This is a genomic window from Thioclava sp. F36-7 (genome assembly GCF_002020075.1).
Classification (GTDB): domain Bacteria; phylum Pseudomonadota; class Alphaproteobacteria; order Rhodobacterales; family Rhodobacteraceae; genus Thioclava; species Thioclava sediminum.
This window is the reverse complement of the sequence record NZ_MPZR01000016.1, coordinates 24953-38588: the sequence shown is the minus strand read 5'-3', so window position 1 is coordinate 38588 and position 13636 is coordinate 24953. Positions and strand designations below refer to the sequence as shown.

The following is a 13636-nucleotide window of genomic DNA, read 5'->3' as shown; positions in this document are numbered from 1 at the left end:
TCAACCAATCCGGTCAGCAGGTGCAACGAGTAGCTTAATTTACGCCAGATCCTGTCCAAGAGTCGGGGAGTAGCTCAGCGGAAAAGTCGTCCCGCAACGACTGGGTGATGAATGACTATCGCTATATTCGCGTCGCAGGAAGCGGTTACCGCAAGGCGCGGCCAGTCGACACCATCGCGAAACACCATGAGCATCTCGATTGGCTGCGAGGGCAATTGGCGACGCCCTTCGATGGCGAAACCGTCGTCGTCACGCATCATGCCCCGCACCCGGATGCACTCCCTCCGGGCGCGCCGCTGCCTTGGTGCTACGCTTCAGACCTGACTGCGCTCATCGAGGAATACCAGCCCGAGAAATGGCTTTTCGGCCATACCCACCATGCTGCGGAATTTCAGGTCGGGCGCACGCAGCTGAAGAATGTTTCGAAAGGATATCCGAAATGAAAACAACGTGCGCATATGATTTTTGGGGAAATCACATTGAGGCAAATCCGTTTGATGGCTTACTGGCAGAAAGCGATTACATCTTCAAATCTACCGGCAGCATCTACAAAGTTCGCGCAAAAGACATAGAACTCATTCCCGCCAAACCTGGAGTTTATATTATAATTGGAAGAAACTCAGTTTATTGCGGAATGGGAAAGAATTTAAGGCAAAGAGTATCTCAAAGCATTTCCAAGCAAGGCTTTGGTGAGTGGGTATTTTTTATACACGAAGATGAAGTCTCCATACAAGACGATGAGCAATATTATCAATTTTTCACAATATTAGAAGCGCTATGCATACGTGCATTAAGCACAATGCGCACCTACAACAACCTACCAATCAAGCTCACAAACCAGAAACACCGCAAGCCCTTACCTCCTATCGCCTGGAAAGATCCGGAAAACTCACGCTACAAACTTCCGATCACCATGGCCCAAACCGCCCTTTCCAACTTCATGCCTCCGAACCCACCGCCTCATAAAATAAGCCCATTTGAATACGCCTACCGTTTATGGCCGATCAAAGAGCTTACGATTTTGGATGTCCTAAGTCGAAAAAGGATTATTTGGGCACCAAGAATAGTTCAAACCTTAGCGATTACATATGTAGAACCACCCGATGAACTTTCCGAATATCGCAAATATTTACTTTCTTCATCTGATCGGTAACTGTCGCAGATCTGGCGCAGGGATCGTTTTTAGGCGCCTCAGCGTTCGCCTCGATCCAACAAAGTCTGGCCCTGAGCCGCTCAGAAATAGCATCGCCTTGTCCAATTCCATATAGGCAAGGCGACCACGTAATACTCAAACCACCCTCGAGGAATTGCCATTGATGGCATCTGGAATTTTTCGCAGATGATAGACCACGCACCAAACGACAGCTTCATCACGTGCTAGGTTCCCTCACCACCAGAATCAACCTCACCCCTTTAGGCGATCCAAGAAGCCGATGAAAACGCATCTCGCCGATGGGATGAGAATGTGCAATCTTGGACTTTGAAGGCGGCGCCCCAAGGGACATGCCTCCGTGCCATAGCAGGTTACGCGACCACATCGGTCATTCCGCGTTCAGGTTTTTTTTTGAAAAGGTATTTGTCGTTCTCGCGTATGGATCTCGTTTCTCATTCAATCTTCGGATTTCTCTCAAACCCTCGTGGAAAGCATCCGCGCTCATTGACCCTGGCGGAGGGTGGCATTTCTGTTGCGTCGGGCATGCGGACCTGGATCGGCTTCGAAGAGGTCGCCGACAAACCCACGCTTAAACGAGGAGTGTTTTTCTCGCGGCTTATCCTTGATCTGCAAACCGGAGAGAGAGTAGCCCTGCCGGCTGTTAACCAAGCAGAAGCCAAAGCTTTCGCTGAGGCTCTCGAAACAGCTTGGGCGGCGTTCAATCACGAAGAACTGGGAAGACAAGAGGAGACGATCGAGCGCCTCCTCGCAGCCTTGCGGCCCCTTCGGACGCCTCAGGCATACCCGGCCGCATCTTCTGTGGCAACACTCGCGCGCGACGCATTGGAGCTAAACGAGCGCGTTTTGTCGAAACTTAAGGCCACAGCCATTGGTAAAGAAAAGATTGCACGCTTCGCCCCAATAGTTGCCTTCGCCAGCGATCCCGCCGCCGCGCGCGCTGCGGCAATCGAGCGTTTTGTCGACACCCAACTCGAGCGCTGGAAGAGTTTCCTCGACACGGTCGAGTCGAAGCCGCTCACACCAGAGCAGCGCTTGGCGGTGATCGTCGATGAAGATGCGACGCTGGTTCTGGCCGGTGCCGGATCCGGCAAGACGAGCGTCATCACGGCAAAGGCTGCCTATCTTCTCAAGGCTGGCATCAGAACGCCGGACGAAGTGCTGCTTTTGGCCTTCGCGCGAGACGCTGCTTCGGAGATGTCGGAAAGGATCGAGAGCCGCTGCGGAGAGCCTGTTGCAGCACGTACCTTCCATGCGCTCTCATATGAAATTATCGGTGCGGTCGAAGGTAAAAAGCCGGCGCTCGCGCCAACAGCGACGGATGACAAAGCCTTCCTGACTCTAATCAAGGACATCCTCCGAGACATCGTGCGCGGCGATACTGAGCTGGCCGAAACCGTGATTGGATGGTTTGCAGGGTATTACGATGATTTCCCCAACCAATGGGATTACTCGCGGGCGCACGAGTGGTATTCGGAGGTCGAGAGTCGCAACCTCAGATCTTTGAAGGGCGACACCGTCAAAAGCTTCGAAGAACTCCTGATTGCGAACTGGCTCTATCGCAATGGCATCGCTTACGAATACGAACCGACCTACGAGCATAAACTTCCCGAAACCGGGCGGCGTATCTACACCCCCGATTTTCGCTTGACCGAAAGCGGCGTCTATATCGAACATTTCGGCGTGCGAAAATCTCGCGACCCGAACGGTAAAGAGCTACTTACGACCGCTCCTTTCGTTGATCGCAACGCGTATCTCGAAGGCATGCTGTGGAAACGGGAGGTCCACGCGGCGCATGAGACTGTCTTGATCGAGACCTATAGCTGGGAACGTCAGGAAAGTCGGCTTCTTGAGGAACTCGCAAGGAAACTCGAACCGCATGTCGCTCCGAGCCCAATCCCGCCAAAGGAAATTTACGACCGGGTGACGCAGATCGGCGTCGTCGATGGTTTAACGTCTCTGATCGGAACCTTTTTACGCCACTTCAAGAACGGCGGCTACGAGCTCAAAACTTGCGCCGAAAAAGCCACGACCCTGAAAATGGGTAAGAGAGCGGAAGCCTTTTTGAAGATCTTCGGTGCCGTTTATCGAGAATATCAGGCGCGACTGGGCGAACGCATCGACTTCGAGGACATGGTCCTCCGTGCGACCGCACATGTCGAATCCGGACGATACCAGAGTCCATTCCGCCATATTCTCGTGGACGAGTTTCAGGACATCTCGACCGGTCGCGCCCGCCTCATTCAGGCCCTTAAAGCGCAGCATGCCGATGCCAGAATTTTTGCAGTCGGCGATGACTGGCAGTCAATTTATCGCTTCGCCGGATCCGACATCCACATCATGCGCAACTTCGGAGACGAATTCGGAGGGACATTCGCCGGTGAGACGGGCATTCATCGGACAGTCGATCTCGGGCGCACCTTCCGATCGGTCGACAAAATCGCACTGGCGGCCAGGCTATTCGTTCTGCGCAATCCGGCTCAGATCTCAAAAAAGGTGGTCCCTGCGGGGGAAGCAAACCAACCAGCCATTCGCATTTCCTTGACCCACCGCGAGACCGCGGATGAGGCACTCGATCGCGCGCTCACATCACTGTCGACATTCCACTCACCAAGCGATCGAAGCGCTTCGGTCTTGCTGCTGGGAAGGTATCGCTCCATCAAGCCCGACCTCGGGCGTTTACAAAAGAAACACCCTTCGCTTTCGCTCAGCTTCAAGACAATCCACGCGTCCAAAGGTCTCGAAGCGGATCATGTGATCATCCTCGGGGCTGACAATAGCCGTATGGGGTTCCCCTCGCAGATCGTTGACGATCTACTCCTGACACTAGTCTCCCCAGAGGCGGAGCCATTCGAAAACGCCGAGGAACGCCGCGTGATGTATGTCGCGATGACACGCGCACGCAACACGGTGACCATTCTCGCCTCGGAAGCGCAGCCATCGATCTTCGTCCGCGAATTGATCGACGACCCGCGCTACGAAATCAAGCACCCTCACGGGGCCTCGGAGCAACAGCATATCTGTAGCCAATGCGGCGGGCGATTGATTTACATGCCCGGAAAAGGCGGTTCGGGCTGGTATCGCTGCGAACACGTAAAGCTGTGCGGCAATCGCATGCCCGCCTGCCCGCAATGCGGCGCTGGATTGCCGCTTCGCGATACGAAGACCGGAGAAATGACCTGTCCAGCATGCGGCGCGGGGCAACCAGCCTGCCCCAATTGCAGTGAAGGCTGGCTCACCAAACGCAGGGGCCGCTACGGTGTCTTCCTTGGCTGCGTGCGTTTTCCGGACTGTCGGGGCAAGGCGAAAATGCGAGCCCCTCGCTAGAGCAAACGCGAAGGACGCCCCGAGCGCGAAGAGTGAGAAGACATGTCGGTCTTCGGAGGAGCGAGGCATACGCCTCGGGGCTCGTTTAACAACACGTCACACCCGGAATGCATATTATCGAGCACTTTAAGCGCCGGGCCCGCAGGTGCTCGATAAACTGCTTGGGCGCGTGCGGTTCACGCCGTGGCATACCGTTTATCGAGCACCCCACCCCGCCGTAAGCCATTGATATATTTTGAAATCGGGATTTATGAAATACAGCAAAACGAGCACCCCGGATTTGGCGAAGTCTAGCCGCCGGCAAGGTGATCGGCTGGTTGGTTACTCAAAGAACAATGTGGCCGGACCGCTTTGTCGTCGTATCGCCGCAGGAAGGCCGCGAGCAGCAGCCCGCAGCCTCGAGAGAAACGATGAATCACCCGGTATCGCCACCTGCAACCACCAGAGTGCTGCCGGTGATGTAGGACGCCTCTCGTGACGCAAGGAAAAGAATAGGCGCGACCTGCTCATCGAGTGAACCGTAGCGTCCCATCATGGTCGAATTCTTGACCTGTTCGACCGCCTCCGCCATCCAGCCTTGCTCAGCCTCGGTGTCGCCTTTGGCATTACGCGGGATACGGCGAGGCGGCGCTTCCGTGCCCCCCGGAGCGGAGGCCACGACCCGGATATTTTCGCCTGCGACTTCCATCGCGAGGCTGGCCGTCAGCGCATTCACCCCTCCCTTGGCCGCCGAATAAGGCACGCGATGGATGCCGCGCGTGGCGTTGCTGGAGACATTCACGATGACGCCCCCACCCCGCGCGCGCAGATGTGGCAGGACCGCATGGCAGGACCAAAGCGTTGGCATCAAGGACCGCTGAATCTCAGCCTTGATCTGCGCAGGCTCGAACTCTGCGTAAGGCCGCATCCGGATTGCGCCCCCGACACCCGTCACGAGGATGTCGATCCCGCCGAACACATCTATCGCTCCCTCCATGACCGCCTCGGCGCCCGCATAGGTTTCAAGATCGGCCACCACGGCTTTTGCCCGGCCCGGACCCGCAGCGTTGATTTCAGCCGCGACTTGGGAGACGAACTCCGCCCGATCCGCAAGAAGCACATCAGCCCCTTCCGCACAGGCGCGGGCAGCCACACCAAGACCGATGCCTTGCGCCGCCCCGGTCACGACCATGACCTGCCCCGCAAAGCGTTCCGGGAAATGATCCGTTGCGCTCATGCGGCCTCCGAGGTGCTGATATCTGCGGGCGTGAACTTCTCGTAATGGAAGCTCGCCGGCGCGATGCCCTTTTCCGCGAGGAATTTTCGCACCGCCTCCACCATCGCAGGTGGCCCGCAAAGATAGACGTCCAAATCGCCGCCACGCAGATCCGCATCGCTTAGGTGATGGGTGACATAACCTTTCAGCGGATGGACACTGCCCTCATCGGCCACACAGCAGGCGAATGTCAGGTTCGGCAAACGCTGAGACAGCGCCTCGAGCCGCGCAACCTCCACCAGATCGTCATCCGTCGTCACACCGTAGACGAGGTGAACCGGATGCGAGGCGTCCCCGGTCTCGGCCATGACTTCGAGCATCGAGAGTAGCGGCGCGAGGCCGGTCCCACCGGCCAGCATCAGCACCGGGCGCTGAACCTGCCGCAGGAAGAAGCTCCCATAAGGGCCTGTGAACGACATCTTCTCTCCGAGCGCCACCGTCTCTGTCAGATGCGTGCTCATTGCCCCACCGGGCACGTTGCGAATGAGGAACGTCGCCTCGGACGCACCGGGTGCCGAGCTGAAGGAATAGGAACGGGTTTGCCCATCCGGGAGAGCGATATTCACGTATTGCCCCGGCAGGAAGTCGAGTGTCCCTGGGTCAGGCAGCGTCAGCCCCAGCCGGATCGTCGTCGCCGATACACGATCGAGCGTGCTCACCTCGGCCGCGAACTCCGCAGGGGTCAGCTTGCAGCTCGACGAGGGCACCGGGACCGAGACGATGCAATCCCCCGAGGGCACCATCTGGCAGGAGAGGACATACCCCTCCTGCGCCTCGTCTTCCGACAAGGCTTCCTCGAGGAAATCATCCCCGAGATCGAAAGCCCCCTGCTCGCAACGGCACTTGCAGGTGCCGCAAACCCCGTCCGAACAGTCGACCGGCAGATTCACCTTCTGCCGATAGGCTGCGTCCATCACCGTTTCCATCGGCTTGACCTCGATGACACGGGTCACGCCATCTTCGAAATTAAGCGCTACGCGATAGCTCATGATTGCCTCCGATCACACATGATAGACGTCGATGACCTGATGGATGTAATCGTCCTTCAGGATCACTTTCTTGGCGGCAATCAGCGGCGTGTCGCCCGACAGATCCACCGTATAGAAAGACGTTCCGAAAAAGCTCGTCGTCGTCTTGTAGCGGTGGCTCAGCGTGTGCCAGTTGAACCGCAGATCGATCTCCGTTTCGCGCCGCTCGAGGATTTCGACATTGCTGATCATATGATTGGTGCGGGGCTCGGGCATTGTCGCGCCGGAGCGTTCGGTCTTGATCCGAAAAACCCGGTCTTCGAGCCCGGCCCGATCGGGGTAATAGATCAGGGAGACTTGGCTTTGCGGGTCCTCGATCAGCTGATCGTCATCGTCCCAGGACGGCATCCAGAAGCTCGCCTCGGGCGCATAACATTCGAGCCAGCGATCCCATTCCCGATCATCGAGCAAGCGCGCTTCGCGATAGAGAAACTGCGTGAGTGCGGTCAGATCATTTGTCAAAGGCGCGTTCATGCCAGTTCCTCCACGCGGCTCTCTGCCGTTTCTGCCTCAAGCGCCTTCAGAAGGGTCTCGGCCCAGAATTCGTGCTGACGAACGAAAAGCCCTTCATCTTCGGCACGCTCTGCGCTGAGGATCGGGTTCATGCCCATCGCCTTGGCGTTTTCATCCGGGCCGTTCTCCCAGCGGGTGGCCCCGCGGCTCAAGTCGTTCCAGACGCCATCCGCGGCGGCGTAGGCCTCTTGGCACGCGCGGAACTCTTCCAGATCGTCGGGCGTGCCCATGCCTGAGACGTTGAAGAAGTCCTCGTATTGCCGCAGGCGCAGCGCGCGCTCTTCCGGCGGCTCGCCGACGGGGGCAAAGCAGTAGATCGTGATCTCGGTCTTATCGACGGAGATCGGACGCACCACCCGGATCTGGGTCGAGAACTGATCCATAAGGTAGACATTGGGATAGAGGCCGAGATTTCGCGTCTGGTTGACGATGAAGCTCGTCTTCTCCTCGCCCAGCCGTTCGGCCAGCGCGTCCTTGTGATTCCAGATCGGGCGCACCTCCGGGTTCAGTGTCCGGGTCCACAAAAGGATATGCCCCTGCTTGAAGCCGTAGACACCACCCGTGGATTTCGACCAACCATTGGCATCGACGGCCTTGGTGCCCTCTTCCTTGCGGTGCCCCATCGTGGCGGAATAGTTCCAGTGAACCGAGCTGACGTGATAGCCGTCTGCGCCGTTCTCCATCTGCAGCTTCCAGTTCCCGTCGAAAGTGTAGCTGGAATTTCCGCGCAGAACCTCGAGCCCCTCAGGTGCCTGATCGACGATCTGATCGATGATGACACGGGTTTCGCCAAGATGCTCTTCCAAGCCCGCCACGTCGGGGTTTAGAGACCCGAAGAGGAAGCCCTTGTAGCTGGCGAATTTCGTAACCTTCTTGAGGTTATGCGACCCATCCCGGTTGAAGGCTTCCGGGTAGGCACCGGTCTTGCCGTCTTTCACCTTCAGCAGCTTGCCCGCGTTGTTGAAGGTCCAGCCATGAAACTGGCAGGTGAAACTCGACTTGTTGCCATGCTTGCGACGGCAGAGCGTGGCGCCGCGATGCGCGCAGGCGTTGACCACGGCGTGCAACTCACCTTCCTTGTCACGGGTGATGATGATCGGCATACGCCCGATCCAGGTGGTAAAGTAGTCGTTGTTCTGCGGGATCTGGCTCTCGTGGGCAAGATACACCCAGTTGCCCTCGAAGATATGCTTCATCTCGAGTTCGAACATCTCTTCATCGGTGAAGATGTCGCGACGACAGCGGTGAATACCGGTCTCTGGGTTCTCGATCACCGCGTTCTCGATACGGGATTTCAGGTCGTTTGCCATAGGTCCTCCTCCAAACTGGCGCGTTCCTGCAACGGCAGGGTCTTGGCTGGATCGTCGAGCCGAGCGGCTGGGAGACCGACCGTCCGGGTGCAAAAAGCCGTTCCCGAAAATCGGGTTTCGGAGCCATCTCGCGGCCCTTCAGACCTAATAGGTATCGAGCGATACCTCCCGACGGGTAGCGTCCTCCTCTACCCGGCTCAATCAAGCTTCGGCTAAACTGACAAAGTGAGAGGCGTTTGGCCAAGACCAAGTAAGTCTGCCTTTATGCCGGGAGGGTATAGTATGGAAATGCGGCAGCTCCGCTATTTCGTGGCGGTGGCGCGGGAGAGGAGCTTCTCGCGTGCGGCGAACACACTCAACATGGCACAGCCTCCTCTGAGCCGGCAGATTCAGATGCTCGAGGCGGAGATGGGCGCGGAGCTGATCGACCGCTCGGTGCGTCCGTTGCGCCTGAGCCCGGCAGGGCGGCTGTTCCTGAAACAAGCCGAACAGATCCTCGGCCATGCCGAAGCAACGAAGGTAATGATGACGCGAACGATCAAGAGCGCCAAGCGCAGCGTGGTCTTCGGCTTCGTCGCCTCGACGATGTATGGTCGATTTCCAGCACTGATCCGAGGTTTTCGCAAGAAAGCCAGCGATATCGAAGTGCATCTCGTCGAGATGAGCAGCCTTGAACAGATCAACGCCTTGAAGGAAGGACGGATCGACGCGGGTTTTGGCACCCAGCGGTTCGAGGACACTGACATCCGGCGCGTTCTGCTGCGCGAAGAACAAATGATCGTCGCCCTTCCGATCACGCATCCTCTGGCCGGAACCGACGCGCCGCTCCCCCTGTCGCGGGTCGCCGAAGAGCCGCAGATCCTTTACCCGAGCAAACCGCGCCCGAGCTACGCCGATCAGGTTCTAACGGTTTTCCACGACCACGGATTGACGCCGATGATCGCCCATGAGGCCCGCGAATTGCACATCGCCCTCGGCCTCGTCGCGGCCGAGGAGGGTATCGCAGTCGTGCCTGCTTCTCTGGACAGGCTCCGGATGGAAGGCATCTGCTATCGTCCCATCGAGGAACACCCCACTTCGCCAATCTTCATGAATTACCGGCAAGGCGACACCTCGCCGCCCATCTGCCTGATGAAGGAAGTCATTTGCGAAATGTATCCCGACTGGGGTTACGCCGTGCCGGAGGGCCTGCGCGAGCCCTGACCCCTTGCGGAGCAGTTTCATTCTAAGCGAGCCACGCACTGCGTGGCCCTATGAAGCACGTGTCAGAGGAAGGAACACGACCGTCGGGGCATGACCTTTCTCGCGATACGCTCTTCGTGCCTGAGCGATCTGCCGGAGGGAAAACAACCCCGCCGAAGGATACGCGCTGTGGGAAAGATGGGGGGGGGCCGGATTTACCAAAAGTCGAACCGAGTAAGTCGGAAAAAGGACGCAAGCCATACCCTTGGAGGAAAGCTTCTTTGCCGAGACGACCAATTCAGCTCAAAAGCAGGGAAAACCGCTCTCGATCGTCCGCTTGACTAGATATAGGCGCGTGTGGTGAGCAGTCTTCTCTGGCTGAGCGACGAGAAGATGGCACTGCTCGAGCCGTTCGTCAGGAAAACAGTCCAATGGACTGTTTTCTGATCTTCCTCACTTCCGAAGAGCCATGGCCGCCCACGGGTTGATGATCGTCATGCTCTGAGCGGGATAATCTTCATAAACCGCAATGGGTTGCACTGGCGCGATGCACCGCAGGAATACGGTCCGCCCAAGACACTCTACAACCGCTGGAAGCGTTGGAGCGAGATGGGCTTCGTGCGCCCAGTGATGGAAACCCACCCTCTGGCCTGGACCTTCTTCGTGCCCTTCATAATGGTCACGACCTTCGCAGTGGTGAACCTCCTGGTGGGCCTGATCGTGGATTCTATGCAGGACGCTCATTCAGAAGAGGAGACCACGCGCACCGGTGCCTACCGGGATGAAGTTCTCCTGCGGCTCGACGCAATCGAGCGGCGGATCGGCGATCTTCGGAGAGGCGACCAAACGGGCGAGTGAGGCGGGGAGCCGGGGTGCGTATGAGGCAACCTCGACCGGACTTTGAAGGCGTGAGTTGCCATGGGGGCGCCACTATCTCTCATAGTCCGCCCTATCTGATTGCAGGGCTCTGAGGGCATACATCTCTCGCTGCAAAGACGCGCAGATCCTCGTAGAATTCGGCGAACGCAATTATAAACGCCGCAATCGGACCGAAATCATGGTCGGCACAAGAAAGAAAAACGTCAGACACAAATCCGTCACTTTCCCACCGTCCTCTCGCCACCTTCTCGCTCGAAGGTTGAGTGGCCGTCGTTTCAATTTAAGTAACGACACTTTCTCCAAATAGTTATCTTGGAGCCTAAAATGCATATTTTTTGGTCTTTTTCTTACCTGATATCTCTACTTTGTCCGAGATGTGATCCCATTTTTTCAGCCCGCCTTGATACCCTCCAAGCCATCCAGTCGTTCCCACCCCACCGCTATCGACGGCGTGCACCACCCACACCCTTCAAGCGCATCGTAGAGTGATCTGACGAAGTAAGCCCCTCAATCCGTCAGGTTGGTAGCGGGAGCGGCCGGGCAATTGCCCGGCTGCTTCGCGTTCATCTGGCCCTTCCCGGGCCTTCTTCTATGTCAGCGCCCGAAACTCAACGTGCCTAATCTTTTCGGAGCCATCCCGAAGCAAAGAGCGATTACGTCGCTTTGAGCCTCCCCGTTTCACTGGTCCAGCGCTATATTTAGGAAACGGCGGGCTAGAGATATCGAATAAGCGACACAAGCCTGAAGAGATTGCCATGAAGCTCAGGCAGCTAGGGCGTTCAATCGACGAAACATTATGCTCAGAATGTACATAGACATGCGGGTGAAGCTCCGGGCTCGCAGGAGCTCGTTCAACAGCAAGAGGGTGCGGTTCTAGGTGCGGCCCGTCGTGTATCGTCCCCTCCCCTTTTCAAGTCACCGACATCTCTCCAAAGCAGCTCTGGTCACATAGAGCGGCGCCCCGGCGCTCGACGGATAGAGCGCCGGGGCGGGGTATCAACCGATCTGCGCGGATGCGGGGCCGAAGAACTCATAGTGGATGCGAGCGTCTGGAACGTTTGCAGCCTTCAGGCCGGAAACCATCTCCTGCATGAATCCCGTCGGGCCGCAGATGAAATAGTCCGCCCTGGCCGGATCGCTGATCTGCACGAGCCAGTTCGGATCGACGCGGCCGGTATGAACCCCGTTTGCGACATCACTCTTTTCCGGCACCTCGTAGAAGACGTGGCTCTCATGCGCCTTCGCGCGGGAGGTCGCGGCAAGCGCATGGGACTGGCCGTTCCGCGTCGCGTGGACATAGACCATCCGCAGATCGCCGCCGCCATAGCTCTCCAGCATCGAGATCATCGGAGTGAGGCCAACGCCGCCTGACAGCAGAACCACCTCTCGCTTGTCTGCGGGATCGAGGAAGAACTCGCCAGCGGGCGCGGCCACGTCTAACTCGGCTCCGACCTCGACCACATCATGCAGCCAGTTGGAGATCCGTCCGCCGGGCTCGCGCTTGACGGTGATGCGGTAGGACTGACCATTCGGCGCCGAGGAGATCGAGTAGTTGCGCCGATACTCCTCGCCTTCCGCAGGTGCAAAGCGGAAGCTCAGATACTGACCGGGGCGATGCTTGAGAACGGGCAACCCATCCACGGGATAGAGCGTGAAGGACGCGATCTCGGAGGTCTCGCTGTCCTTCGCGCCAACCTTGAAGCGCCGCCACCCGCGCCAGCCGCCGTCTTGTTCTTCCGCACCGGCGTAGATCTCTTCCTCCCGCTCGATAAGCGTATTGGCAAGAAACCAGTAGGCCTCCCCCCAGGCATTCAGGATCTCGGGGGTCGCGGCCTCGCCCAACACCTCGGCGACAGCGCCCAGTAGCGCTTCTCCGACATGGGGGTAATGCCCAGGGAGGATCTGCAATCCGACATGTTTCTGTGCGATCCGTTCCAGCGCATCGGCCAAGACCCCGGGATTCCGGATATGGGTCGCATAGGCCACCAGCGCCCCCGCGAGCGCTTTGTGCTGCGGCGAGTTGCCATGTTGATGTGACATGTTGAACAGCGCCCGGATTTCGGGAGCAGCGAGCAGCCTGCGATACATGACCGGCACGATCTGATCGACATGCTGGGCGACGACGGGCGCAGTGGCTTCGATGATCGCGAGTGTGTTTTCCGAGAGCGGCTTGGCCATCATTATCTCCTAGGTTATAAAACATGCCAATGATCCGCATCTATTCCCCCGCGATTTAAGATGCCAATCACAGGTATGTTTTTCCTGTGCGACATTCTGTCCGGCCTCGTGATACGAGACGGGTCGCTTGGGAGCCCGATCAGGAGAGATGTGCGAATGCGCTTGAACGACACCACGGACCTCGCCTTGCGCGTCATGATCTATGCGGCGTCGATGAAAGACCGCCGTTTCACGATCGATCATCTCGTCGCGGCCTATCATGCGCCTCGAAGCACGGTCATGAAGGTCGTCAACGCGCTGACCCGAGGCGAATTTCTGACTGCCCAACGCGGCCGGTCCGGCGGCTTGGGGCTTGCACGTGCCGCCCAAGAGATCGGCGTGGGAACAATTGTGCGCCACATGGAGACGGATTTCGATCTCGTCGAATGTATGCGCAGCGACGGAGATTGCACGATCACAGCATCCTGCCGTTTGATTTCTCCCTTGGCGGAAGCCCGGGCGACTTTCTTGGCGACGCTCGACAACTACACGATTGCCGATATCGCGATCTCTCCGCGCGATTTCGGGCTGGCAGCATCATGAGGCGGCGATCCTGAGGACTTAAGATCAAAAATCTTGACCGAGGCCGTATCACTCTGAGCAACTAACAATAATCAATCCATAAGACCGAAGAGCTGAGCCGACGACTGGGGTGAAGAATGGAGATTGAAGCCCGATCCCCTCTCGGGTCGCGCTGCGTGCCGCTGGAACCGGCAATCTTGGCCACTCGGGGGATCCGCGGCATCGCAAGTTG

Annotated in this window: 11 protein-coding genes and 1 pseudogene; 7 read left to right on the top strand and 5 right to left on the bottom strand. The window is 57.9% G+C overall.

All coding sequences use genetic code 11. The features are described 5' to 3' along the window. Window positions 1-107 precede the first annotated feature (107 nt). The 3 genes from BMI89_RS19660 to BMI89_RS19655 all read left to right on the top strand — a co-directional run bounded on the left by BMI89_RS19660 (window position 108) and on the right by BMI89_RS19655 (window position 4498). Window positions 108-443, top strand: a complete 336-nt coding sequence (locus BMI89_RS19660; protein ID WP_078572462.1) for a hypothetical protein — start codon at window positions 108-110, stop codon at window positions 441-443. Continuing rightward, window positions 440-1153, top strand: coding sequence for a hypothetical protein (locus tag BMI89_RS20715; RefSeq protein ID WP_143593969.1), 714 nt, complete (start codon window positions 440-442; stop codon window positions 1151-1153). Before BMI89_RS19660 ends, BMI89_RS20715 begins: the two co-directional genes overlap by 4 nt. Before the next feature lie 438 nt (window positions 1154-1591). After that, on the top strand, window positions 1592-4498 hold the full coding sequence (locus tag BMI89_RS19655) for a UvrD-helicase domain-containing protein (RefSeq protein ID WP_078572461.1): 2907 nt from the start codon (window positions 1592-1594) through the stop codon (window positions 4496-4498). A 415-nt stretch (window positions 4499-4913) separates the two neighbouring features. Here the strand turns inward: BMI89_RS19655 and benD are convergent, their stop codons facing one another. The 4 genes from benD to BMI89_RS19635 are packed head-to-tail and all read right to left on the bottom strand — an operon-like array spanning window position 4914 to window position 8604. Next, a complete protein-coding gene (gene benD, locus BMI89_RS19650; protein WP_078572460.1) occupies window positions 4914-5714 on the bottom strand; it encodes a benzoate diol dehydrogenase BenD in 801 nt (266 codons plus the stop codon). Beyond that, entirely contained in the window at window positions 5711-6742 is a 1032-nt protein-coding gene (gene benC / locus BMI89_RS19645; RefSeq protein ID WP_078572459.1) for a benzoate 1,2-dioxygenase electron transfer component BenC, read from the bottom strand. Before benC ends, benD begins: the two co-directional genes overlap by 4 nt. Before the next feature lie 12 nt (window positions 6743-6754). Next, complete coding sequence (gene benB, locus BMI89_RS19640) at window positions 6755-7255, bottom strand: benzoate 1,2-dioxygenase small subunit (protein WP_078540055.1); 501 nt, start codon at window positions 7253-7255, stop codon at window positions 6755-6757. Next, entirely contained in the window at window positions 7252-8604 is a 1353-nt protein-coding gene (locus tag BMI89_RS19635; RefSeq protein WP_078572458.1) for a Rieske 2Fe-2S domain-containing protein, read from the bottom strand. The genes benB and BMI89_RS19635 overlap by 4 nt, the downstream gene beginning before the upstream one ends. Before the next feature lie 282 nt (window positions 8605-8886). On the opposite strand from BMI89_RS19635, the gene BMI89_RS19630 reads away from it, so the two are divergent. The 3 genes and pseudogenes from BMI89_RS19630 (at window position 8887) to BMI89_RS21040 (ending at window position 10644) form a co-directional block, all read left to right on the top strand. Further along, entirely contained in the window at window positions 8887-9807 is a 921-nt protein-coding gene (locus tag BMI89_RS19630) for a LysR family transcriptional regulator (protein ID WP_078540057.1), read from the top strand. A 339-nt stretch (window positions 9808-10146) separates the two neighbouring features. Continuing rightward, window positions 10147-10401 (top strand): annotated as a pseudogene (locus BMI89_RS21045) (transposase); the annotation flags it as partial. Further along, window positions 10396-10644, top strand: a complete 249-nt coding sequence (locus BMI89_RS21040) for an ion transporter (protein ID WP_210402180.1) — start codon at window positions 10396-10398, stop codon at window positions 10642-10644. The pseudogene BMI89_RS21045 and the gene BMI89_RS21040, both read left to right, overlap by 6 nt. 1017 nt (window positions 10645-11661) lie before the next feature. On the opposite strand, the gene hmpA is transcribed toward BMI89_RS21040, so the two are convergent. After that, a complete protein-coding gene (hmpA, locus tag BMI89_RS19620; protein ID WP_078572457.1) occupies window positions 11662-12843 on the bottom strand; it encodes an NO-inducible flavohemoprotein in 1182 nt (393 codons plus the stop codon). Window positions 12844-12999: 156 nt separating this feature from the next. Here hmpA and BMI89_RS19615 point away from each other — a divergent pair, with 156 nt between their 5' ends. Further along, window positions 13000-13425, top strand: coding sequence for an Rrf2 family transcriptional regulator (locus BMI89_RS19615; protein ID WP_078572456.1), 426 nt, complete (start codon window positions 13000-13002; stop codon window positions 13423-13425). Window positions 13426-13636: the final 211 nt, after the last annotated feature.

Bases quoted from the DNA above. Each gene is read 5' to 3' on its own strand.
- BMI89_RS19660 (WP_078572462.1), top strand. From the start codon at position 108: ATGAATGACTATCGCTATATTCGCGTCGCAGGAAGCGGTTACCGCAAG.
- BMI89_RS20715 (WP_143593969.1), top strand. From the start codon at position 440: ATGAAAACAACGTGCGCATATGATTTTTGGGGAAATCACATTGAGGCA.
- BMI89_RS19655 (WP_078572461.1), top strand. From the start codon at position 1,592: ATGGATCTCGTTTCTCATTCAATCTTCGGATTTCTCTCAAACCCTCGT.
- benD (WP_078572460.1), bottom strand. From the start codon at position 5,714: ATGAGCGCAACGGATCATTTCCCGGAACGCTTTGCGGGGCAGGTCATG.
- benC (WP_078572459.1), bottom strand. From the start codon at position 6,742: ATGAGCTATCGCGTAGCGCTTAATTTCGAAGATGGCGTGACCCGTGTC.
- benB (WP_078540055.1), bottom strand. From the start codon at position 7,255: ATGAACGCGCCTTTGACAAATGATCTGACCGCACTCACGCAGTTTCTC.
- BMI89_RS19635 (WP_078572458.1), bottom strand. From the start codon at position 8,604: ATGGCAAACGACCTGAAATCCCGTATCGAGAACGCGGTGATCGAGAAC.
- BMI89_RS19630 (WP_078540057.1), top strand. From the start codon at position 8,887: ATGGAAATGCGGCAGCTCCGCTATTTCGTGGCGGTGGCGCGGGAGAGG.
- BMI89_RS21040 (WP_210402180.1), top strand. From the start codon at position 10,396: ATGGGCTTCGTGCGCCCAGTGATGGAAACCCACCCTCTGGCCTGGACC.
- hmpA (WP_078572457.1), bottom strand. From the start codon at position 12,843: ATGGCCAAGCCGCTCTCGGAAAACACACTCGCGATCATCGAAGCCACT.
- BMI89_RS19615 (WP_078572456.1), top strand. From the start codon at position 13,000: ATGCGCTTGAACGACACCACGGACCTCGCCTTGCGCGTCATGATCTAT.